The organism is Acidovorax sacchari (assembly GCF_042847045.1).
In the GTDB taxonomy this organism is placed as follows: Bacteria; Pseudomonadota; Gammaproteobacteria; order Burkholderiales; family Burkholderiaceae_C; genus Paracidovorax; species Paracidovorax sacchari.
This window is the reverse complement of record NZ_AP035783.1, coordinates 568,502-589,531: the sequence shown is the minus strand read 5'-3', so window position 1 is coordinate 589,531 and position 21,030 is coordinate 568,502. Positions and strand designations below refer to the sequence as shown.

The following is a 21,030-nucleotide window of genomic DNA, read 5'->3' as shown; positions in this document are numbered from 1 at the left end:
AGCTGCGCGCCCTCCCTCGGCAGCCTGCAGGCAGACATTCCGGAGGAATGTGGAAAGAAGACCGGCGCGGGAAGCGTTCAGACCGCCATGCCGCGGCCGGTCCGGGGCGTCGCCCGCGGCGACGGACCGCCCGGAGGCAGTCCGCCGTCCTGCAGGTCAGCGGGACGCTGCATGCTGCTCCTGGGGAGCGGCAGCCGGCGCAGGAGCCGGGGCGGGGGCGGGAGCCGGGGCAGGAGCCTGGGCCTGCGTGGCTTCGGGCGGCTGCGCCTTGACCGGCTCGGGCACCGGGGGCCGGGTCTTGGCCGCAGGATCGGAGTCATGCTGCGTGCCGTCGCGGGTGTCCGACTCGGTCGAGGTGGGCCGGGGTGCGGCGGTGCCGGACGGCTGGGGTGCCGGGGTCGGGGCGGGAGCAGGAGCCGGAGCGGCGGCCGGAGCCGGCGCAGCCTGGCCACCCTGCGGTGCCTGGCCGCCCTGTGCGCCACCTGCGGCCGGCGATCCACCGCCGCTGCCACCACCCTGGCCGCCTGCCTGGCCGGCGCCGTCGTCGCCGGCCTTCTTGCCGGTCAGCGCCTCGATCAGCTTCATCAGCATCTCGAGAATCTGCTTGAGCTGCTCCTGGCCTTTCTCGCCCTTGAGCATGTTGTCCACGCCGCTGGTGTTGCCCTTCGCGAAATCGTCGAGCAGTTGCTTGATCTGGTCCTCGGGGCTGCCGGCACCGTCGGCGCCCTGGGCACCACCACCCGGGCCGCCTGCACCCTGCGCGCCGCCTGCCTCCGGCGAGCCGCCGGCGGGAGCGCCGCCACCGGCACCTTGCGCGCCGCCGGCACCACCCTGGGCGCCACCCGCACCGCCCTGCGCACCGCCGGCACCACCAGCGCCCTGGGGAGCGCCGGCACCGCCGCCGCTGCCGCCACCCTGGCCGCCGTTGCCCTTCAGGGCCATTTCCAGCAGCTGGATGAATTGCTTGAGCACTTCCATCAGCTTGTCGAGCGAAGCGTCGCCCTTGCCGTCCGCACCGCCCTTGTCGCCGGCGCCATCCTTGCCCGACACGTTGTCCGCACCCTTGGAATCACCCTTGAGCAAGCGCTCGATCAATTGCTTGACCAGATCGCCGATGCTGCCCTCGGAGCCGTCTGCGCCATCGGCCCCGCCGGCGCCACCAGCGCCTTCGGCCCCGCTGGCTCCACCGGCACCGCCCGCGCCATCCGCGCCGCCGGCATTGCCCGCGCCGCTGGCACCGCCACCCGCACCGCCGCCCTGGGCGAGCGAGTCCAGGTTCTTCATGAAGTCCTTGGCGAAGTCGTTGAAGCTGCCGTTTTCCTTGCCGTCATCGAGCTTGTCCAGCGTCTTGGCGTTCGTGCCCAGCGCGTTGGCCAGCTTCTGCGCGAAATCGTTGGCCTTCTGGTCATTGAGCGACTTGTCCAGCGCTTCGCTCAGGCCCTTGAACAGTTCGGCAAAGCGCTGCAGCGCGCCTTCCGGGCCCGAACCTCCCTGGTTGCCGCCGGCACCGCCGGGACCGGACGCGGAATCGGCACCGCCGGCCGCCTTGCCGCCGTCCTTGTTGCCGAGCTTGTCCTGCAGCGCCTTGAGCACCTGCTCGATGATCAGCATCATGATTTGCTGCAGGGGATTGTCCCCGCTGCTGCTGCCCGATGCCGCGGAAGAATCGCTGGAAAGGCCCAGCGAGGAGGTTTGCATCTGCGTCTGGAGAGAAATGGCCATGGATGAACTCCTGTGAAGTGGATCAAAAAAGCAGCGGCCGCCTCGCGGCGGACGCCGTTGCCGCGGTCCTGGAAAAGCAATCGCTTCCCGGGCCGCCGCCGAGCGATGGCCGGCATGCACGGCCGGCCACCCCGAAGGCGGCCGGCGGCAGGCATGCCGGGCAACACGTCCCGACCTCCCGCTCCGGCTGCGCACTTTCCACCGCGGGCACGCAGCGCGCCGACACTCCGAACCAGGAAGGAGCGACGGCGCGCTGCGTGCACGGAAGCAGAAACCCGCACGGCAGGCATCAGGAGATCGCACTGGCACGTTAAGAGCCGGCCCCCGCAGTCCGGGAGCGCCACGCGAAGACGGCGCAGCGGATGCGAACCGTCTGCGGCAACGGACATGGCCGAGGTGGATGTCCGGAGCGAACGGAGCGTGCGCAAGGGGCCCAGGGCACCAGACGCCGGGCGCCCCGCAGGGCGTGCCGGCGCACGAAATGGAGACCGGACGACGGAGCGCTGCTATCGGCCTGCAGCGGCGCTCGCGGCGGGGACAGGAGCAGCGGCCGGCGCGGGCACCGATGGCGAAGCCCCGCCTGGAGGGCCGGAATCCGCCGGGTCACGCGGAGCGAAGATGCGCTCCAGCCGCTGCGCCACGGGCCGCAGGGTGAGTTGCTCACGCACCTGGTGGAAGAAGACCCCCACCAGCAGCACCAGCAGGAGCATGGTGGCCGCGCCCTTGATGGGCTGCGCCAGGCTGCCCGGCTCGAGCTTCTCGGCCGCCTTGCTGAGAAGCCCCATGCCCAGGTCGATCAGCATGAGCGTCATGAGCACCGGCCCCGCGATCTTGAGCACGGTCTGGGCGTAGCCGGCGACCTCGTCGGGAAAGAACCGTTCCGCCAGCACCGGCCAGCTGGGCATCATCCCCGTGAGCGGCCACCAGTCGTAGCTGTCGAACAGCAGCCCCACGAACACCATCATGCCGCCCAGCATGTAGAAGCCCACGATCGCCAGCTGCATGAGCAGGTTGCCCACCGGCGTGCTCTGCTGGCCGCTGAGCGGGTTGGTCTGCTGGATGTTGTTGTATCCCGCCTGGTTGTCGATCAGCATGCCGACGCCTTCGGCCGCCCAGAACACCACGGAGACGGCGAATCCGATCAGCATGCCGATCAGCGCCTCCTTCACCACCAGGGCGATGAAGACCAGCGGGCTGGTGGACTCGAGCAGCCCCGAGGGCTGGCCCCACGCCACGAACGCCCCCAGCAGCAGCACCGTCCCGTTGCGCACGCGCCCGAGCAGCAGCTGGTCGTTGGTCGCCGGCAGCACCAGCATGGCCGCGTAGAAGCGCGCGCAGCAGAGCGCCAGCAATCCCAGCAGCCCATGCAGGTCCCCGCCCAGCCGGACCAGCGCATATCCGTTCTGCAAATACTCTTCCATCGCGTCAGGCCTCCACCGCCCTCGATGCCCCGGATCGTGCGCCGGTGCGCCGCCCCTGCCGCGCGGTGGCCAGCATGCGGGCCACCGCGGTTTCCTCGGCCTCCTCGTCCTGCGCGTCTTCCTGCGCGCGCTCGGCGGCCGCGAGGGCCTGCTCCAGGCGCTCGCGCGTGGCCTCCAGCTGCCGCTGCGCGCGGCGCACGGCCGCGTCGCGCAGCCGCACCTGCTCGCGGGCCGCATCCAAGCGCCCCAGGGCCTGCGCCGTATGGCGCTCGGCCTCCGCGCTCTGGCCCTGCGCTTCGGACACCAGCATCTGCAGGGTGATCGCATCGTTGGCCAGGAAGCAGCTGCCCGCCGACGTGGCCGAGGCCAGCCGCTCGCGGCGCGCACGCTCCGCATCGCGCGCATGCGACTCCTCGGCCTGCGCCTGCGCAAGCGCCTCCTCTTCGCCCTTCAGCGCCTGGATGCTTTCCTGCAGGGCCGCTTCGGCCTGCTCCGTGCGGCGTGCCTTCAGGCGCACCAGCGTGCGCAGGCCTTTGATCGTGCTCACGAGTTCTCCATCGGCCGATCCACCCCGGCCTGCTGGCCAGCAGCCTGGGGCATCCCGGCCCGCCAGGCGCTGGCCGCCCCGAAGCCGTCCACCGGAATGCGAACCCCCGCGGCGCACACGCACGCGCCCGGCCGCCGCTTCGCGCTGGGCAGCACCGCTTCGCCCGGCACGGGGCCCCGCAGCCGCCCGGGTCCTAGATTGGCGCATGCCGCGCATTCCGCGCCGGATCGATGGCCCACCATGTCGGAAAAAACCGAAGAGCCCACAGCCAAGAAACTCAAGGACGCCCGCAAGAAGGGCCAGACCACCAAGAGCCAGGATCTGGTGGCCGGTGCTGTCCTGGGCGCGGCCCTGCTCGTGCTCACAGGCGCGGGGCCCATGCTCTACGACCGCGTGCGCCGCATCGTCACCACGGCGCTGGAGCAGGGCGTGCGCGTGCACAGCACGCAGGAGCTGCTGGCGCTGCTGTCCTCCATGGCGCTCGACGGCATGGCGGTGGCCTTCGGCATGGTCATCGTCTCGGTGCTGGTGGCCGTGCTGGCACTGCTGCCGCAGGTCGGCTTCATGATCACCTTCGAGCCCCTCACGCCCAAGTTCGACAGCCTGAACCCCGCCGAAGGACTCAAGAAGATGTTCAACGCGCGGTCGCTCGTCGAATTCGCCAAGTCCGTCCTCAAGGCCGTCGTCTTCGGCGCCGTGCTGTGGCACATCGTGACCGGGCTGGTGCCCCTGCTCGTGGGCTCCGTCTATCTCACGCCCGAGGCCAGCGGACAGATCGCCTGGAGCGCGCTGCTGAAACTCTTTTCGTTCGCATTCCTCGTCTTCCTGGTCATCGGCCCCCTCGACTTCGGCCTGCAGCACTGGCTCTTCATGCGGGACCAGCGCATGAGCAAGGACGACGTGAAGCGCGAGAACAAGGACAGCGAAGGCGATCCGCACCTCAAGGGCCACCTCAAGTCGCTGCGCGAGGAAATGGCGACATCGCCACCGCAGGAACGGGTCCCGGGCGCCACGGTGGTCGTCACCAACCCCACCCACTACGCCGTGGCGCTGCGCTACGAAGCCGGTGCGACCCCGCTGCCCATCGTCGTGGCCAAGGGCATGGACGAACAGGCGGCCGTCATCCGCGGGCTGGCCGCACTGCACCACATCCCGCTCATCGCCAATCCGCCGCTGGCGCGTGCCCTGCACAAGCTGCCGCTGGACCAGCCCATTCCCGAGGAACTGTTCGAAGCCGTCTCCGTCGTGCTGCGCTGGGTGGCGGAACTCGACCGGCTCGGCGGCGGCAGCCCGCGCTGACGCCCTGCTTTCCATTCCGTGCCCCGCCCCCCCAAGGATCACTCCATGGCCAAACGATTCGACTCCACCCTGGTCAATGACCTGACGATGGCCGGCTTTCTCGTCGGCGTGATCGCGCTGATGATCCTGCCGCTGCCCACGCTGCTGATCGACTCTCTGCTCGCGATCAACCTCAGCATCAGCGTGCTGCTGCTCATGACCACCCTGTTCATACCGGACGCGGTCTCCCTCTCCACCTTCCCCTCGCTGCTGCTGTTCACCACGCTGTTCCGGCTGTCGCTGAACATCGCCTCGACCAAGGCCATCCTGCTGCACGCCGACGCGGGCCACCTGATCGAGAGCTTCGGCCAGCTCGTGGTGGGCGGCAACCTCGTGGTGGGCATCGTGGTGTTCCTGGTGATCACCATCGTGCAGTTCATCGTCATCGCCAAGGGCTCGGAGCGCGTCGCCGAAGTCGGCGCACGCTTCACGCTCGATGCGCTGCCCGGCAAGCAGATGAGCATCGACGCCGACCTGCGCGCCGGCCTGCTCACCGCCGACGAGGCCAAGGCCAAACGCGCGCGGCTCAGCATGGAAAGCATGCTGCACGGCGGGATGGACGGCGCGATGAAGTTCGTGAAGGGCGACGCCATCGCGGGTCTCATCATCACGCTGGTCAACATCCTCGCGGGCATCGTCGTGGGCATCATGTACCACAGCATGACCGCCGGGGAGGCGGCCAACCGCTTCGCCGTGCTGTCCATCGGCGATGCCATGGTCTCGCAGATTCCCGCGCTCTTCATCTGTATGGCCGCCGGTATCCTGACCACCCGCGTGGCCGACGAGCACCGCAAGAAGCCCACATCCCTGGGCGAGGACATGACGGAGCAGCTCACGCGCAATACCCGCTCCATGTACCTCGCGGGCGCCCTCACCCTGGGCTTCGCGGCCATTCCGGGCTTTCCCGCCGTTCCGTTCTGCCTGCTGGCGGCGGGCCTCGTGGGCGGCGGCCAGTGGCTGTCGCGCAGCCGCAAGTCGGCCACCCCGGGCAGCGCCAAGACCCACTCCAAGCCCATTGCATCCCTGCTGCGCGAAGGCGGCAAGGGCGAGGGCACGGCCATCCAGCACCGCGCGCCCGAGTTCGCCAAGCCGCTGTCGATCCGCCTGTCCGATCCCCTCGCCCGCCTGCTCAATGCCGAGCGGCTCGACCAGGCCCTGAACAAGGAGCGCGAAGGGCTGCAGACGCGGCTGGGGCTGCCCTTCCCCGGCGCCGCGATGTGGGTCTGGGACGGTCTCGAGGACCTGCGCTTCGACATCCTCATCAACGACGTGCCCGTGGCCCAGCCCCAATTGCCCGGCGACATGCTCCTGCTGCTGGATCCGCAATCCCCCCTGGCTGCGCAGGCCCAGCGGCACGGCCCGCTGCTGGGCATGGAGGAATCGCTCTGGGTGCCCCAGGCGGCCATCCCGCCCGCCCAGCGCGCCGGTGCGTGCCTGGAGATCGAACAGGTGATCGCCCGCGAAGTGGTGGAGATGCTCCAGCGCCACGCCCACCTGTTCATGGGCGTGCAGGAAGTGCAGTGGATCATCGAGCGGGCCACGCCGGAATATCCGGGGCTGGTGGCCGAAGTGCAGAAGGTCATGCCGCTGCAGCGCATGGCCGAGGTGCTGCGCCGCCTCCTGGAAGAACAGGTGCCCATCCGCAACATCCGCAGCATCTTCGAAAGCCTCATCACCTGGGCCCCCAAGGAAAAGGACCTGCTGCTGCTCACAGAGTATGTGCGCTCCGACCTGGGACGGTACCTCGCGCACGAGGCCGGCGGCGGCCAGCGGCACATCTCGGCCATCCTGCTCGCGCCGGAAATCGAACAGGCGATCCGGGGGTGCATCAAGCCCACGCCCGCCGGCAACTACCTCGCCATGTCGCCCGACGACGCGCGCGACATCACCGACCGCATCGCGGCCGTCGCCCGCTCGTCGCCCGCCACCGGCGTGGCCCTGGTCACGTCGATGGACATCCGCCGCTACGTCAAGAAGATGATCGAAGGCCGCATCGACTGGCTGCGCGTGTACTCCTTCCAGGAACTGGGCAGCCTGATCGAGCTGCGGCCGATCGGCCGCGTCGCATAGCCTGCGCCATGGGCCGAGACCTCCCGCAACTCCGCCCGGGCCCGTCCGGCAGCCGCAGCCCGGCTGCGGAGGCCGCGTGGCGTGGGCCATCCGCGCTGCCGCATGCGGCCGGCGCCGCCCACCGGTTCCAGCGCCACCTGCTGGGCGACGCGGCGGACGACCTGCCGGAATCCGGCGGCTTCCTGCTGATGTCCGGAGGGCGTGCGCCTGCGTGCCCGGCCGAGGCGGAGAGGCCGGCCCGGTCCAGCCAGCGGGCGGCGGAAGACGGCTCGCCGGACAGCCAGGCCGCTGCGCAGGACAGCGCCGCGCCATCCACCGACACCGCGGACTTCCTGCCGGACTCCGCGCCGGACACCCCCCCTGTCGCGCCCTCTGGCACCCCGCCTGCGCCGCCTCCGCCTCCCGCTTCGCCGCCCCCGCAGGCGCCTCCCCAGGCGCGCCAGGACGGCGACACGTCACGGCACCCAAGGCAGGACTCCGGAGCGGACCAGCCGGGCCCCGCCGCACCGGCACGCCCCGCCGCGGCCGATGCGCCCGCCTGGCTGCAGGACACCGTGCAGCGCATCGCGTGGCTGTGCGCCCAGGCGGATCCGGCCTTCCAGTCCTGGTCCGTCACGGTGCCGATGGACCCCGCCGTGCTCCCGGAAAGCGAAGTCGCCCTCACCCTTTCGCCTTACGCGATGAGCCTTCGGTTCCGCACCCGGTCCTCCGAATCGGCACGGCTAATCTCCCTCCATCGCGATCCACTGCGTGCGCAGCTCGAGGCATTGGGCCCCGGACAGCGCGGCATCGACATCGATCTGGAATCTCCAACGTGAACGTCCTCGCGTCCTCATCCGCCACCACCGCCGAACTGGCCGACTGCCTGCCGACCGTGCCCGCCGGCGAGGCGCATCTGGCGCGCATCGCCTTCGACCGCCGCTTCGCCCGCTGGGCGGCCGGCCTCTGCGGACAGCCGCAAGGGCGCGTGGCAGCGGCCACGCCCGGCAACCGGCACGAAGCAGCAATGCTGGATTTCTCCTGCATGCACGGACACCTGCAGGTCTCCGTGCCCGTGTCGGCCTGGCCGGCGCTCGGGATGGCGGTCCGCCTCGCCGATGCCGCGCTGGCGCGCGAAGTGGCGGAAACCCTGCTCGCAGGCCCCCTCGCGGCCGCGGCCCCGGTGCTGCCCGGCGTCGCCCTGTCCGGCGTGGCCGTGCGCCCGGCCGTCCAGGCGCCGCTGGAATGGATATACGGCGGCCTGCGCATCGGCCTGCACGCCATCGACGGCACCGTGGCTGCCCGGCTGCAGGCCAGCCTCGCGCATTCCGCGCAGGCCGACGGCACCCCCCTGGCGGCGCTGCGCCTGCCGGGCACCGTCCGCCTCGCCACCCGCAGGCTCGCGCCCGCGGACCTCGCCACCCTGGCGGCAGGCGACGTCGTCCTGTGCGGCGCGCTCGCCGCGGGCCGGCGGCGCCTCTGCCACCTTTCCTTCGGACTGGGAACCACCATGCACATACCCGCAGAACTCGATCTGGACGACTCCGAACTCGCGCTCCATGCCGCGCCACAAGCCGATGCCTTCGCGGACCTGGACGACGGCAGCGGAGAGGCGGCCCCCGCCCGCGCCGCCGCGGAAGTCACGGAAGATGCCGGCAGCGAAGCCGCCCCCCAGGCCACACCGCTTCCCCTGGCCGAAATCGGCGGCATCCGCGTTCCCGTCGCCGTCGAGATCGACACCGCGCACATCCGCCTGGACGAACTCGCGGCGCTGGATGCCGGCTCGGTCGTTCCGCTCGCCGTCCCCGCCCGCGACGCCACCGTCCGCCTGGTCTGCCACGGCCAGGTCGTGGGCACGGGCCGCCTGGTCGTGATCGGCGAAAGCCTGGGCGTGCGCATCGCGCACATGGCGGCGGCCGGCGCAGCGGCATCGCCCACGGCAACGGACGCACCATGACGCCGCTCTCGGGACTCGATCCCATCTCGCTGGCGCTGGCGCTGATGCTGCTGGCGGTGCTGCCGTTCGCCGCCATGATCGTCACGTCCTACACCAAGGTGGTGGTGGTCCTGGGCCTGCTGCGCAACGCGCTCGGCGTGCAGCAGGTGCCTCCCAACATGGTGCTCAACGGCATCGCCATCATCATCTCCGTGTACGTCATGGCCCCGGTCGCCATGGAGGCCTCGGACCGCATGCAGATGCTGCCGCCTTCCGCGCAGAGCTCCAACACCCAGCAGATGCTCGCCGCCGCCTCGGCCGCACGCGAGCCGTTCCGCAAGTTCCTGGACAAGCATGCCGACGCCGCCGAGAAAGCGTTCTTCCTCAAATCGGCCCAGGCGCTCTGGCCCGAGGACCGCGCCCGGTCCCTGCAGGCCGATGACCTCGTCGTGCTGGCGCCGGCCTTCCTGCTCACCGAACTCACCGCCGCCTTCCGCATCGGCTTCCTGCTCTACCTGGCCTTCATCATCGTCGAACTGGTCATCGCCAACGTCCTGCTGGCCATGGGCCTGTCCCAGGTCTCCCCCACCAACGTCGCCATCCCCTTCAAGCTGCTGCTCTTCGTCGTGCTCGACGGATGGTCCCAGGTGATGCACGGGCTGGTCATGACCTACCGCTGAGTCCACGGACCACGCACGCCATGAACCACGACAACATCGTCCAGCTCACCTCCGAGGCCCTCATGCTGTGCCTGCTGCTGTCGCTGCCGGCCGTGGCCGTCGCGGCGATCGTCGGCCTGCTCGTGGCGCTGGTGCAGGCCGTCACCTCGCTGCAGGACCAGTCGATCTCGCAGGGCATCAAGCTCATCTGCGTGACGGTCACCGTCGCCGTGAGCGCGCCCTGGGTGGGCAGCACCGTGCTGCAGTTTTCACAGCGGCTTCTCACGGCAGTGTTCACGCCATGATGCAGAACCTGTTCTCGGTATTCCGGCTGAAGCAGCTGCGCACGCGCCAGCTTCAGCAACAGCAGCTGATCAAGCGGGAAAACCTGCGCGAGCAACTGCATGAAGAAGCCGTGCAGGACCGCCAGCGCGCCGTGCTGCAGGGCCGCTACGGCGACTACGTCTTCAAGACGCTGGGACGTCCGCCGCCACCGCCGCCACCCCGGCACAGCCACCTGCCGGGCCAGGGCAGCGAGCACGCGCCCACCGAAGAGCGCACGCCGCTGGACTTCCTGGCCGACTTCGAACAGGCGAAGGAAACCGGCGAATCCGCGCGCAGCGAGCACAAGGGCCAGGAAGAGGAAAGCAGCCGGGAGGTGCAGGAGCGCGGCCGGGAAGGCCGCGCCGAGCACCGTCGCGACCTGGAAGAGCAGGAGCAGTACTCCCAGGACATCTTCCTGCAGCCCGGCAGCAACACGGCGCAGCAGGACACGCGCGATGGCGAATCCGGCGCCGGCGGGCAGTCCGGAGGCCACCACCAGGGCGGCGATGGCCGCGGCCATGGCGGCCAGGCGCAGGCGGGCGGCAGTGCGGCGAAGCTGCGCATGCAGGCCATGCTCGATAACCTTGAGAAGGGCATGGCCAGCGACGACCCCGTGGTGCAGGCCGACACGCTGGTGGCCGCGCTCGGCTCGATCGTCTGGGCATCGCATGGCGCCGGGCACCCGGTGCAGGCCATGCTCCTGGCCCGGATCGCCGAGCACCTGCGCCGCCAGAACGGCGGCAAACCGCTCACCACGGTCGCCGAAGTGCGCGAGGCGCTGCTGCGTGCCGGCATGGACGTCTCGAGCAAACCGTCCGACCGCTTCGCGCTCCTGCCCCTGCAGCTGCTGAACTACAGCCGGCCCCGGACCACGTCGCAACTGCTCCTGACGACGGAACGGCTGGCCGGCGGTCCCGCATGGCTTCTGCCGCGCATGCCCGAACGACCATGAGCTTCCAGCAGTACGAGCAACTCGTCACCGATCTCTGCGGTGTCATCGACCTGCCCGATGCCCAGGCCGTGCTGAACCGCGGCTGGGTGGAAGTCGAAGGCTTCGAGGTCCAGATCGCGCACTACGAGAACGACGTGGGCGCGATGTACCTGAACTTCCATTTCGGCATCGTCACGGCCGGCCGCACGCTGGCCGTCTATCGCCTCCTGCTGGAGGCCAATCTCACGGTCTATGCTCAGGACCAGGCGCAGGCCGGGATCAACCCGGACACCGGCGGCATCATCCTCATCGTGCGCGTTCCGATGACGCCCGACATCACCGGCACCTGGCTGGCCGAAACGCTCACGCACTATGCCGAGCATGGCCGCTACTGGAGCGACAACATCCTGACCTCCACCGACGAGGCCTTCCTGGGGATCTGCTCCGGCGAATACCTGTGGATCAAGGTCTGAGCCCTGCCCCTGGCGGGGCGGGCAGGCCGCCCGATCAGCTGCCCAGCGGCGGCATGGAGAACATGGCCGTCAGGGACGCCGGCATGGGTGCGGACATGGCCGCGGGCACCGCGGGCCGGACCCGGGACACCTGCATGCTGGGAGGCTGCGCGACCGGAGCGGCGGTGACTTCCTCGGTGGACGACATGAGGCGGTAACCCCGGCCGTACGCGGCCTGCACATGCAGGCTGCACCCGCACTGGCGCAGCTTCACGCGCAGCTTGTAGATGTGCTGCTCCAGCGTGCGCTTGTTGGATTCGACCGACCGTCCCCAGACCCGGGCCACGATGGTGGGGGAGGAAACCACCTGGTTGGGCCGCGAGAACAGCAGCCAGGCGAGTTCGCATTCGCGGTGGGTGAGTTCGACCACCGTGCCGCGATGGACGAAGCACTGGCGGGCCGGATCCAGTTCGCAGCCATCCACCGTGATCGACCGCGCGGTCTCCAGCGCATAGGCCTCCACGTGCCCGCGCAGCCGCGCCTTCAATTCGTCATGCCCGACGCGGGAGAGGTTGATGTAGTCCACCGCACCACATGCCAGGGCCGTGCCGAAGCCCGCCTGCAGTTCCGATCCGGCCACCAGCACGGGCACGTGGGCGGATATGCAACTGCGGATCAGGCCCAGGTCCTCGGCAAGCGTGCCGCCGCAATCCTCCAGGATGACCGCATCGGGCGGGTGCCGACGGGCCTGCATCCTGAAGGCAGCGATGCTGACCTGCAAGATGGCCTGAATGCCCCCTCGATTCAACAAATCCACAAGGAATTGGTTCACCGCCGAACGGCGCGACAGCAATGCGACTCGCATGAATTTCCCCATACGCAAACGTTTTCGTAGATCTAGTCACGACCATGACAGTCGTGTGTCCTCCACCGGGATATTCACAATTTTTGCATTTCATTGCAAATATCCGTGCGTGAGTGGCGACAGGCGCAAGCTTAGTTCATTCCAGCCGAGATAGGTGTATTGATCGTCTGTAAGACGTCGATAGAAATATGCAATTTCCTGCATGGATTTGTATCAACAGTCCCGATGGTGCTGCCGTTTGTTAATCCCCGGCGCCAACGCTGTCAAGGACCTGAGTACATATTTAATTTCGGATATCAATAACTTTCCTATATGGACCCAGGCAGCAGCGGCGTCCACCTCCCGAATGCGGCCCGGTAGCGAAAATTTCGGTTCCCCGTGCCTGGAGTGTGCAAATTTGAGGATTTGGAAAACCTAGGTGAGATTTGTCCGCGGCATGGTTCCTAGCATCGTCCTCATCCAAACCACATGGGGCGCGGCGGGGGCCGCGACGAACGACATGCTCCTTTCTCTGCTCTCTCTTTCCTGCCATCGCATCGGCCATGGAGCGCAAGCGCTCACCCAGTTGCTCCAGAACCTGCAGGTCAAGGAGGCCGCCGCGATGGGCCGCCGCCGCCTGGAGCGCGGGCAGTCCCGCGATGCGAGCCCCGTGGAAGAAGGTGCCCTGCTCGGGCGCACCCTGCTGCTGATCGGACAGGAAGAACTCGCGAGCGATGTCTTCCACCAGCAGCTCAAGGCCTACGACGCCGTCTCGCGCAGCATGGTGCGCTGGCATTCCGCGCTGGACCAGGCCTGGATGTTCCAGCACCTGCGCAAGCCCGCCCGTGCCGCCGCCTGCTGGGCGCTGGTGGCCAATGACCACGACGTCCCCGCCCCGCTGCGCGTGGAAGCCTGCTGCGGACTCGCCCTGTCGCTGCAGGCCCAGGGCCAGCACGCCTCGGCGCTGGTGGCGGCCCAGCGCGCGCAGTCGCTGTGCGAGTCGGAGGAGGCAGCGGCCTCCCTCGCGCTCCACGCCGCAGCCATCCGGCTCGAAGTCCTTTCGCGCGTGGAACTGCTGCACAGCGAGGAGCTGTCCGACCATGCCTTCGCCGAGGCCGCCCAGGAACTGGGCCGCGAGCGCCTGTCCGGCGAGGCCCTCGCCTCCGAGCTGCGCACCCTGGAATCCACACCTGGCACGCCCGCGCTGCTGCGCGCCCGCCTCGGGTACCTGGCAGGCATGCATGCCTGCGATCCGTCAGCCCGCCAGGAAGCCGTTGCCGGCTTCGGGCGCTGGCTGCGCCAGCACGGCATCTCGGGCATCGACGCGGAAGCCCGGGTCGAGGGCTGCCTCGCATTGCTGGCGGACCGCGCCATCCCTGCGGCCCGCGAAGCGATCATGCCGCTGGCCGGGGGCGAGCGCGAGATCGAACACCACCCCCTGGCCTCGGACATCCAGTACTGCCTGTCGAAGATCCACATGAGCGAAGGCCGTCTCGGCGAATCGCTGCGGCAGTACAAGCGCCATGTGGCGCAGGCCATGCGCGTGGTGCACCACGCGGCCCTGCAGCGGATGGACGCGCCCGCCGGCAACGCCCCGCAGGACACCGTGGGCCTGCGCCTGCCTCCGCGCTACCGCGCCGCCTACCGCTACATCATCGAGAACCTGCACGACCCCAACCTCTCGGTGCGCGAGATCGCCGGCCGGCTCGGCGTCACCGAGCGCGCGCTGCAACTGGCATTCCGCAACCACCTGGGCATGACCCCCGCGGAACTGATCCGGCGCGAACGCGTGCGGCGCATCGAGGGGGAGATGGAAGAGGCCAGCGCCACGGGCGGCCGCGTCCACATGCTGGACGTCGCCTCCCGCTGGGGCATCAGCAACCGCTCCACCCTGGCGAATGCCTTCAAGCTGTCGTCGATGCGGCACTGAGCGCCGCGCACGCCCCCCGGGTGGGCCGGCGGGCAGCAAGCGCGGTCAGGCCGGACCGCCGCCCGCCTTCTCGCCCGCAGCGACCATCCGGTCGAACTCGCGGTGCTCGTAGGCGATGTAGGCTTCCATCATGCCGCGGTAGATCGCCTCGATCACGTCGGGCTCGCCCCCCTCGGCCAGCGCGCGCTCGCGCACCCGCCGCACGATGAACTCGATGCGTCCTTCGTCGCGCACCTGGGAGGCCTCGCGCTTGTTGCGCGCCGCCTGGGTCATGTAGCCGCCCCGCTCCACCAGCAGCGGCACGAGGATGTCGTCGAGCGCATCGATGCGTTCGCGCACCTCCGCCATGCTGCGGCAGCTGCGGGTCTTGTCGATGGCGCGGGTCATTCCAGTCCTTCTTCGACGAGTTCGGCCGCGCGCAGCAGGGCGCGGGCCTTGTGCTCCGTTTCCTTCCATTCCAGCTCGGGGACCGAGTCCGCCACCACGCCGGCCGCGGCCTGCACGTAGAGCGTCCCGTCCTTCACGATGCCCGTTCGGATGGCGATCGCGACGTCCATGTCGCCCGCATAGCTGAGGTAGCCGCAGGCGCCGCCGTACAGCCCCCGCTTGGTCGGCTCCAGCCGGTCGATGAGCTCCATCGCATGCACCTTGGGCGCGCCGGTGAGCGTGCCGGCGGGAAAGGTCGCCTTGAGCACGTCCATGCTGGTCATGCCTTCGTTCAGCAGGCCCTCCACATTGCTCACGATGTGCATCACGTGGCTGTAGCGCTCCACCGCGAAGGCTTCCGTCACCTTCACCGTGCCGGTGCGGGCGATGCGCCCGATGTCGTTGCGCGCCAGGTCGATGAGCATCACGTGCTCGGCACGCTCCTTGGGGTCGTTCACCAGCTCGATCTCGGCCGCCTTGTCCTTCTCGGGCGTGGCGCCGCGCGGGCGCGTGCCGGCCAGCGGGCGGATGGTGATCTTCTGGCCCTCGTCCGTGCGCTCCTGGCGCACCAGGATCTCGGGGCTCGCCCCCACCACGTGGCAGTCGCCGAAATGGTAGTAGTACATGTAGGGCGAAGGATTGAGCGAGCGCAGCGCGCGGTAGAGCGACAGCGGCGACTCCGTATAGCGCTTGTGGATGCGCTGGCCCACCTGCACCTGCATGAAGTCGCCCGCGGCGATGAGTTCCTTGGCCCGCTCCACGGCCGCCAGGTAGTCGGCCTTGGCGAAGTCGCGCTGCGGCGGATGGCTCTCCGTCGGCTTGACCAGGGGGGCGGCCACCGAGTATTTGAGCTGGTCCTTCAGCTCGCGCAGGCGCTTCTTGCCGCGCGCATAGGCCTCGGGCTGCGCCGGGTCCGCATAGACGATCAGGTAGAGCTTGCCCGACAGGTTGTCGATGACGGCCACCTCCTCGCACTGCAGCAGCAGGATGTCCGGCATGCCCAGCGTGTCGGGCGGGCAGCTCGCTTCCAGCTTCTTCTCGATGTAGCGCACCGCGTCGTAGCCGAAATACCCCGCCAGGCCACCGCAGAAGCGGGGCAGGCCGGGCCGCAGCGCCACCTTGAAGCGCTTCTGGTAGGCGGCGATGAAGTCCAGGGGGTTGCCACGGTCGGTTTCCACCACCTGCCCGTCGGTCACCACTTCGGAGCGGGCCTGGTCGCCGAAACCGCTGGCGCGCAGCAGCGTGCGCGCCGGCAGGCCGATGAAGCTGTAGCGCCCGAAGCGCTCGCCGCCCACCACGGATTCCAGCAGGAAGCTGTGGCGGCCGCCGTCGCGGGCATGGGCCAGCTTGAGGTAGAGGGACAGGGGGGTTTCCAGGTCCGCGAAAGCCTCCGCGATGAGCGGAATGCGGTTGTAGCCTTCGCCGGCCAGGCTCTTGAATTCGAGTTCGGTGATCACGGGAGATCGCTCCAGATCGGCCGGCCCGCCACGGGCGGTCGTTGCGCCCGCGGCCGGTGCCGCGCCAGGTTCATTGCGTTCGGCCCCGCAGGGGCCACGGAGGACACGCCGGGACGCGGGGCCCGGGTGCGGTCAGCGGTTCGGTGCGGCAGGCTTGCGCCAGGGCCAGGCTCCCCGGCCGCTGCGACCTGTGATGACCACGTGGTGAATGAACATGGGCGCAAAGTGTAGCAAAGCGGCCTGCGCGAAAACCCTGTTGCGCCGCCTGCGTCAGGGCGCGGAAAATAAAAAGAACGATCGTGCTTTTTTTGGGAGTCGCCATGACACTTCGGCAACGCGGCCTCGCCTGGGCGCTCGCCGGGCTCATCGCCTGCGGCGCCGCGCCCGTGGGCGCGCAGACCGCCACCACCGTGGCCGGCGTGGCGTTCGAGCCGCGTGTCACGCTGGCGGACGTTCCACTGGCGCTCAACGGCGCGGGCGTGCGCTACAAGGCCGTCTTCAAGGTCTATGCGGCGGGGCTGTACCTGGAGCGCCACGCCGGCTCGCTGCAGGACGTGGTGGCGCTGCCGGGACCGAAGCGGCTGTCCATCACCATGCTGCGCGACATCGACTCGACGGAGCTGGGCAAGCTCTTCGCACGCGGCATCGAGGACAACCTGGACAAGGCGGCGTTCTCCCGCCTCGCGCCGGGCGTGCTGCGCATGGGCGAGATCTTCGCCGCGCACCGCCGGCTGGCGGCCGGCGACCGCTTCACCGTGGACTGGCTGCCCGGCACCGGCACCGTCATCACCGTGAAAGGCGTCCGGCAGGGCGAAGCTTTCCGCGAGCCCGAATTCTTCGACGCGCTGATGGGCATCTGGCTCGGGCCGCAGCCCGCGGACTGGAAGCTCAAGGACGCCCTGCTGGGCAAGGCCGGCTGAGCGCCGGACCGCCGCAGTGCGGCGTCAGCCCGCGCACAGCGCCTGCAGGCTGTCCACGTGCGCGTCCGCGTCCACCTGCCGGGCGGGCTGGCCATGGTTGTAGCCGTAGGTGACCAGCACCACGGGACAGCCGGCGGCGCGGGCCGCGCGCGCATCGTTGACGGAGTCCCCGATGGCCAGGGTCCGGGCGGGGGCCGTTCCCAGGGCCTCGCAGGCCTTGAGCAGCGGCAGTGGATCGGGCTTCTTGCGCTCGAACGCATCCCCGCCGAAGACATGGTCGAAGAAGCCGTCCAGCCCCTTGGCCCGCAGCAGGGGCACGGCGAAGGCCCCGGGCTTGTTGGTGACGCAGGCCAGCCGCAGCCCCGCGGCGCGCAGGGCCTGCAGCCCCTCGGCCACGCCCTCGTAAACGCGCGAATGGCTGCCGTTGATGGCCAGGTAATGGCGCCCGTAGGCCTCCCACGCCTGCGGGTAGTGCGCCTCCACCGCTGCTGCGCGGCGCTGCGGCTCCATCGGCTGCAGCACGTGGTCCAGCACCGAGCGCAGCAGGTGCTCCGTGCCCTTGCCCACCATGCGCTCGATCTCCGCCGCGGGAATGCCCGGCAGGGACAGGTCGCCCAGCATGCGCCGCAGCGCTTCCGCGAAATCGCCCAGGGTGTCCACCATGGTGCCGTCCAGGTCCACGATCGCCGCATCGGCGCGTGCCCGGGTCACCGGAATAATGTCTGCAATCATGGAAATGAGGTTCAGGAAATCGCACCACACGGCCCGCCTGCCATGAGGAACCGGCGGGAACCGGTTCGCCATGGGGGCATCGACCACTCGCACCGCCTGGCAGCGGACACACTGCGCGCCCTTCCACCGGTGATGCACCGGGATGCTAACCCCCCGGGTGCCTCGGATGCCCTGCGGCCCTCCGCGGATCATCGCGTGGTGCCTACTGATCCTTCTGGGCCTTCTGGATCTCCGCGGCCATGTCGTAGCTCACGCCGACCCAGCGCCTGGACAGGCGGTCGATGGTGCCGTCGGCCATCATGTCGTTGACGGCCCTGGACACCGCCTCCTTCAAGGCCGGCTGCCCCTTCGCCATCGCGGGCGCCGACAGCTGGTAGGTCTGGATCGGCCCGACTTCCTTGATGGGCAGCTTGTTCACCGTGGCGTACTTCATGCCACCGAAATGCGAACTGATGATGGCGTCGATGCGGCCGATGGCCAGGTCGTTGAACACCAGGCCGCCGTTGTCGTAGGTGACGATCTCGGATTCCTTCAGGTGAGCGCGCGACCAGGACTCGTTGCTGCTGCCGGCGGTGACACCCACCCGTTTCCCCTTCAGATCGGGCCGGTCCCTGATGTCGTTGTTGCCGTTGCGCACGAAGATGCGGAAGTCTTCCACGCCGTACGGCGCAGCGAAATCCACCTGCTTCATGCGCTCGGCCGTCGGCGTCAGATCGTTCATGACGAGGTCGTACTTGCCGGCCTTGAGACCCTCGACGAAGTTCTTGAACAGGTCGGCCACGAACTCGACGCGTGCGACGCCGATGCGCCTGGCCACCTCCTTCGCGACCTCGACGTCGTAGCCGGAAGGCTGGTTCCTGTCGTCCAGCGAACTCCAGGGAGGGCTGGCCTGGGTGTTGGCGACCCGGATCACGCCATTGGCGCGGGCGGTGGCCAGGATGTCCTGGGGCTGCGACCAGGCAGGGTGGCAGGCAGCGAGGGCCATGAGCATGGCGAGGGCATGGCGGCGTACGGCGTCAGGTTTCATGACAGTGGCTTTCGACAGGGTTGGGGCGGACGCCACGAGGCGCCGCCACCTGATTCTTGGATGCTGCCCCGCAGGCCGCAATCCGGCGCGGCCACTTGCTCCATAAGCCCAGGTTATCGCCCGTGGCCGAGCGCCCGCGACACACGCTGTCGATCCGACTCCATCTGTATGCGCATGATGCGCAGCAGCTCCTTCGCGTTTTCCGAGAGCGGCGTGCCGGGCCGGAAGACCAGCAGGCTGGTGAAGCAGGCTTCGACCGTGACGGGTTTCATGAGCAGGCCGCGCGACAGGTAATCGAGCGCCTGGATCGGATGGGCCATCCCCATGCCCACCCCTTGCAGGGCGAGTTCGCAAATCGAATTGGAATAGGGCGTCTCCAGGATCGGGCGCAATGCCTTGCCCTCAGAGCGCAGCGAAGCCTCCAGCCGCCTGCGGCACGAGTCTTCGGGGTTGAGCGCCAGGAACGGGTGGGTGGCGAGGTCGTCCGAATCGATCACCGGCTTGCGCGCCAGCGGATGCTGCGCATTCATCACGATGACCCCGGGGATCTTGAGGAACTCCGAGTTCTCGACGCCCGACACGGAGAGTTCGTCGGCCATCAGGCCGAAGTCGATCTGCCCTGATGACACATGCTGGTGGACCTGGGGCGAACTGAGTATCTGGAAAGACAGCTGGACGCGGCGGGCCTCCAGGCCGAAGGCCGCGATGGCGCGCGGCATGAAACCGGTGCCCAGGGCGGGCAAAGACGCGACCGTGAGGCGGCCGAGCCCGAAGGACTTCAAGCTCCTCACGCGGTGTTCGATCATCTCGGCGCCCATGAAGTACCGGTCCACCTCGACCATCAGGGCCAGCGCTTCCTGGGTCGGCACGAGCCGGCCCCGCACCCGGTCGAAAAGCCGAAGCTCCGAATCCGTCTCGAGCCTGCGGATCGACTGGCTGACCGCTGGCTGGGATACGCCCAGCAACGTCGCCGCCTTGCTGGTGGTCCCCGCCTGCATGACGGCTCGGAAGACGCCGATATCTCGCATTTCCATGGCTATAACCGGTACTTATCAGGTGAGTTCTGCGGGCTGTTGAGGCCGGGTTGGGGATGCTGAATACTGGGTTTCAGCGCATAACCCCATTGAATACGTTCCATGAATTCAATCAACCGAGCTAATACCGATCTGCAATTCGCGTGCCTGTCACCGCCCGTCATTCGCGCCTCCACCGTGGTGTTCGACGACTTCGAGGATTTCGTGCAGCGCAAGCGCCGCCAGCCCGACGGGTTCAGCTACGGCATCACCGGCACGCCGACCGCACGCTCGCTCGAACACAGGATCGCCGCGCTGGAAGGCGGGGCGCATTGCGTCATCGCGCCTTCCGGCCAGGCCGCCCTGATGACCACCGTGATGGGGTTCGTGCGCGGGGGTGACCATCTGCTGGTCTCCGCGGCGAGCTACGGTGCGCTCAAGACCTTCGCCGAGAAATGGCTCGCGGGCATGAATGTCGAGGTCGAGTTCTTCGACCCCGCGATCGGCGCCGAGATCGGGATGCTGATCCGCTCCAACACCCGGATGATCTGCCTCGAGGCCCCGGGCACCGTCACCATGGAAATGCACGACACGCCCGCCATCGCCAGGGTGGCGCGCAGCCGGGGCGTGCTGACCATGATGGACAACACCTGGGCCAGTCCGCTGGGATTTCGCCCGCTGGAGCACGGCATCGACTTCAGCGTCGAGGCCGCGACCAAGTTCATGGGCGGCCATTCCGACCTCCTGATGGGCAGCATCAGCATGAACGACGGGAAGCACTACGAGGTGCTGCGCGAAACCCAGAGCATCCTCGGCCAGCAGGTCAGCCCGGACGACTGCTTCCTGGTGCTGCGCGGCCTGGAAACCCTGCAGGTCCGCCTGGCGGCGCAGAGCGCGGCGACCCTCCGGATCGCGCAATGGCTGCAGGGGCAGCCCGGCGTGCACGAGGTGCTGTACCCGCCGCTGGAGTCGGACCCGGGCCACGCCATCTGGAAGCGTGACTTCAGGACCAACGGCTGCCTGTTCTCCGTGATCCTCGCCCCGGGTCCGGAAAAGGCATTCCATGCCTTCTTCGACGAGTTCAGGATTTTCGTCATCGGCGCGAGCTGGGGCGGTGTCCACAGCCTGGCGGCGTACTACCCTGCCGCCCAGCAGGCCCACCGCAAGTTCCCGCGCACCGACCAGCCGGTCGTGCGCCTGTCCATCGGGCTGGAAGACCCGGAAGCGCTGAAGGCGGACCTGGCGGCGGCGCTCGCCGCCTACAACGCCGCGCTGGCAGCCGGCTGACCCCGCGGCACACAC

Annotated in this window: 20 protein-coding genes; 11 read left to right on the top strand and 9 right to left on the bottom strand. The window is 69.0% G+C overall.

Annotation, left to right across the window (positions count from 1 at the left end):
- Nucleotides 1–156: 156 nt before the first annotated feature.
- From ACGHC0_RS02725 to ACGHC0_RS02715, 3 genes are all read right to left on the bottom strand, one after another.
- On the bottom strand, nucleotides 157–1,722 hold the full coding sequence (locus ACGHC0_RS02725; RefSeq protein WP_415267367.1) for a hypothetical protein: 1,566 nt from the start codon (nucleotides 1,720–1,722) through the stop codon (nucleotides 157–159).
- Nucleotides 1,723–2,228: 506 nt separating this feature from the next.
- On the bottom strand, nucleotides 2,229–3,143 hold the full coding sequence (sctT, locus tag ACGHC0_RS02720; RefSeq protein WP_368353893.1) for a type III secretion system export apparatus subunit SctT: 915 nt from the start codon (nucleotides 3,141–3,143) through the stop codon (nucleotides 2,229–2,231).
- Between the two features lie 4 nt (nucleotides 3,144–3,147).
- Nucleotides 3,148–3,690, bottom strand: coding sequence for a type III secretion protein (locus ACGHC0_RS02715; protein WP_368353892.1), 543 nt, complete (start codon nucleotides 3,688–3,690; stop codon nucleotides 3,148–3,150).
- Nucleotides 3,691–3,930: 240 nt separating this feature from the next.
- Here ACGHC0_RS02715 and sctU point away from each other — a divergent pair, with 240 nt between their 5' ends.
- The 8 genes from sctU to ACGHC0_RS02675 are packed head-to-tail and all read left to right on the top strand — an operon-like array spanning nucleotide 3,931 to nucleotide 11,400.
- Nucleotides 3,931–4,989: a type III secretion system export apparatus subunit SctU gene (gene sctU / locus ACGHC0_RS02710; RefSeq protein WP_011793636.1), complete on the top strand. Its 1,059-nt coding sequence runs from the start codon at nucleotides 3,931–3,933 to the stop codon at nucleotides 4,987–4,989.
- A gap of 45 nt (nucleotides 4,990–5,034) precedes the next feature.
- Nucleotides 5,035–7,098, top strand: a complete 2,064-nt coding sequence (gene sctV, locus ACGHC0_RS02705) for a type III secretion system export apparatus subunit SctV (RefSeq protein WP_415267366.1) — start codon at nucleotides 5,035–5,037, stop codon at nucleotides 7,096–7,098.
- A gap of 8 nt (nucleotides 7,099–7,106) precedes the next feature.
- Nucleotides 7,107–7,916, top strand: coding sequence for a type III secretion HpaP family protein (locus ACGHC0_RS02700; protein ID WP_415267365.1), 810 nt, complete (start codon nucleotides 7,107–7,109; stop codon nucleotides 7,914–7,916).
- Nucleotides 7,913–9,034 (top strand): type III secretion system cytoplasmic ring protein SctQ, encoded by a 1,122-nt coding sequence (gene sctQ, locus ACGHC0_RS02695; RefSeq protein ID WP_415267364.1) that lies wholly within the window; start codon nucleotides 7,913–7,915, stop codon nucleotides 9,032–9,034. The genes ACGHC0_RS02700 and sctQ overlap by 4 nt, the downstream gene beginning before the upstream one ends.
- A complete protein-coding gene (sctR, locus tag ACGHC0_RS02690) occupies nucleotides 9,031–9,693 on the top strand; it encodes a type III secretion system export apparatus subunit SctR (RefSeq protein WP_053842740.1) in 663 nt (220 codons plus the stop codon). Before sctQ ends, sctR begins: the two co-directional genes overlap by 4 nt.
- Before the next feature lie 20 nt (nucleotides 9,694–9,713).
- Nucleotides 9,714–9,977, top strand: a complete 264-nt coding sequence (gene sctS, locus ACGHC0_RS02685; RefSeq protein WP_013593005.1) for a type III secretion system export apparatus subunit SctS — start codon at nucleotides 9,714–9,716, stop codon at nucleotides 9,975–9,977.
- The gene (locus ACGHC0_RS02680) at nucleotides 9,974–10,948 is read left to right on the top strand and encodes a hypothetical protein (protein WP_415267363.1); all 975 of its coding nucleotides are present in this window, start codon (nucleotides 9,974–9,976) and stop codon (nucleotides 10,946–10,948) included. The genes sctS and ACGHC0_RS02680 overlap by 4 nt, the downstream gene beginning before the upstream one ends.
- Complete coding sequence (locus ACGHC0_RS02675) at nucleotides 10,945–11,400, top strand: molecular chaperone Tir (protein WP_368353887.1); 456 nt, start codon at nucleotides 10,945–10,947, stop codon at nucleotides 11,398–11,400. Before ACGHC0_RS02680 ends, ACGHC0_RS02675 begins: the two co-directional genes overlap by 4 nt.
- 34 nt (nucleotides 11,401–11,434) lie before the next feature.
- Here the strand turns inward: ACGHC0_RS02675 and ACGHC0_RS02670 are convergent, their stop codons facing one another.
- On the bottom strand, nucleotides 11,435–12,160 hold the full coding sequence (locus tag ACGHC0_RS02670) for a winged-helix domain-containing protein (RefSeq protein ID WP_415267362.1): 726 nt from the start codon (nucleotides 12,158–12,160) through the stop codon (nucleotides 11,435–11,437).
- Nucleotides 12,161–12,743: 583 nt separating this feature from the next.
- Between ACGHC0_RS02670 and ACGHC0_RS02665 the strand changes: the two genes are divergently transcribed.
- Complete coding sequence (locus ACGHC0_RS02665; protein ID WP_415267361.1) at nucleotides 12,744–14,153, top strand: helix-turn-helix domain-containing protein; 1,410 nt, start codon at nucleotides 12,744–12,746, stop codon at nucleotides 14,151–14,153.
- Between the two features lie 45 nt (nucleotides 14,154–14,198).
- Here the strand turns inward: ACGHC0_RS02665 and ACGHC0_RS02660 are convergent, their stop codons facing one another.
- Nucleotides 14,199–14,540: a chorismate mutase gene (locus ACGHC0_RS02660; RefSeq protein WP_368353884.1), complete on the bottom strand. Its 342-nt coding sequence runs from the start codon at nucleotides 14,538–14,540 to the stop codon at nucleotides 14,199–14,201.
- Entirely contained in the window at nucleotides 14,537–16,036 is a 1,500-nt protein-coding gene (trpE, locus tag ACGHC0_RS02655) for an anthranilate synthase component I (protein ID WP_415267360.1), read from the bottom strand. Before trpE ends, ACGHC0_RS02660 begins: the two co-directional genes overlap by 4 nt.
- 320 nt (nucleotides 16,037–16,356) lie before the next feature.
- On the opposite strand from trpE, the gene ACGHC0_RS02650 reads away from it, so the two are divergent.
- Complete coding sequence (locus ACGHC0_RS02650; RefSeq protein WP_415267359.1) at nucleotides 16,357–16,956, top strand: chalcone isomerase family protein; 600 nt, start codon at nucleotides 16,357–16,359, stop codon at nucleotides 16,954–16,956.
- Nucleotides 16,957–16,980: 24 nt separating this feature from the next.
- On the opposite strand, the gene gph is transcribed toward ACGHC0_RS02650, so the two are convergent.
- From gph to ACGHC0_RS02635, 3 genes are all read right to left on the bottom strand, one after another.
- Nucleotides 16,981–17,688, bottom strand: coding sequence for a phosphoglycolate phosphatase (gene gph, locus ACGHC0_RS02645; RefSeq protein ID WP_368353881.1), 708 nt, complete (start codon nucleotides 17,686–17,688; stop codon nucleotides 16,981–16,983).
- 202 nt (nucleotides 17,689–17,890) lie between these two features.
- The gene (locus ACGHC0_RS02640; protein WP_415267358.1) at nucleotides 17,891–18,715 is read right to left on the bottom strand and encodes a transporter substrate-binding domain-containing protein; all 825 of its coding nucleotides are present in this window, start codon (nucleotides 18,713–18,715) and stop codon (nucleotides 17,891–17,893) included.
- Nucleotides 18,716–18,828: 113 nt separating this feature from the next.
- The gene (locus tag ACGHC0_RS02635; protein WP_368353879.1) at nucleotides 18,829–19,749 is read right to left on the bottom strand and encodes a LysR substrate-binding domain-containing protein; all 921 of its coding nucleotides are present in this window, start codon (nucleotides 19,747–19,749) and stop codon (nucleotides 18,829–18,831) included.
- Nucleotides 19,750–19,851: 102 nt separating this feature from the next.
- On the opposite strand from ACGHC0_RS02635, the gene metC reads away from it, so the two are divergent.
- Nucleotides 19,852–21,015, top strand: a complete 1,164-nt coding sequence (gene metC / locus ACGHC0_RS02630; RefSeq protein WP_415267357.1) for a cystathionine beta-lyase — start codon at nucleotides 19,852–19,854, stop codon at nucleotides 21,013–21,015.
- The last annotated feature ends 15 nt before the right edge of the window (nucleotides 21,016–21,030 follow it).

Excerpts from the sequence above, each read along its gene's own strand:
- ACGHC0_RS02700 (WP_415267365.1), top strand. The coding sequence starts at position 7,107 with ATGGGCCGAGACCTCCCGCAACTCCGCCCGGGCCCGTCCGGCAGCCGC.
- sctR (WP_053842740.1), top strand. The coding sequence starts at position 9,031 with ATGACGCCGCTCTCGGGACTCGATCCCATCTCGCTGGCGCTGGCGCTG.
- metC (WP_415267357.1), top strand. The coding sequence starts at position 19,852 with ATGAATTCAATCAACCGAGCTAATACCGATCTGCAATTCGCGTGCCTG.
- ACGHC0_RS02665 (WP_415267361.1), top strand. The coding sequence starts at position 12,744 with ATGCTCCTTTCTCTGCTCTCTCTTTCCTGCCATCGCATCGGCCATGGA.
- ACGHC0_RS02680 (WP_415267363.1), top strand. The coding sequence starts at position 9,974 with ATGATGCAGAACCTGTTCTCGGTATTCCGGCTGAAGCAGCTGCGCACG.
- ACGHC0_RS02660 (WP_368353884.1), bottom strand. The coding sequence starts at position 14,540 with ATGACCCGCGCCATCGACAAGACCCGCAGCTGCCGCAGCATGGCGGAG.
- ACGHC0_RS02640 (WP_415267358.1), bottom strand. The coding sequence starts at position 18,715 with ATGAAACCTGACGCCGTACGCCGCCATGCCCTCGCCATGCTCATGGCC.
- ACGHC0_RS02675 (WP_368353887.1), top strand. The coding sequence starts at position 10,945 with ATGAGCTTCCAGCAGTACGAGCAACTCGTCACCGATCTCTGCGGTGTC.
- sctU (WP_011793636.1), top strand. The coding sequence starts at position 3,931 with ATGTCGGAAAAAACCGAAGAGCCCACAGCCAAGAAACTCAAGGACGCC.
- ACGHC0_RS02650 (WP_415267359.1), top strand. The coding sequence starts at position 16,357 with ATGACACTTCGGCAACGCGGCCTCGCCTGGGCGCTCGCCGGGCTCATC.
- sctS (WP_013593005.1), top strand. The coding sequence starts at position 9,714 with ATGAACCACGACAACATCGTCCAGCTCACCTCCGAGGCCCTCATGCTG.
- ACGHC0_RS02725 (WP_415267367.1), bottom strand. The coding sequence starts at position 1,722 with ATGGCCATTTCTCTCCAGACGCAGATGCAAACCTCCTCGCTGGGCCTT.
- sctV (WP_415267366.1), top strand. The coding sequence starts at position 5,035 with ATGGCCAAACGATTCGACTCCACCCTGGTCAATGACCTGACGATGGCC.
- gph (WP_368353881.1), bottom strand. The coding sequence starts at position 17,688 with ATGATTGCAGACATTATTCCGGTGACCCGGGCACGCGCCGATGCGGCG.
- sctT (WP_368353893.1), bottom strand. The coding sequence starts at position 3,143 with ATGGAAGAGTATTTGCAGAACGGATATGCGCTGGTCCGGCTGGGCGGG.
- ACGHC0_RS02635 (WP_368353879.1), bottom strand. The coding sequence starts at position 19,749 with ATGGAAATGCGAGATATCGGCGTCTTCCGAGCCGTCATGCAGGCGGGG.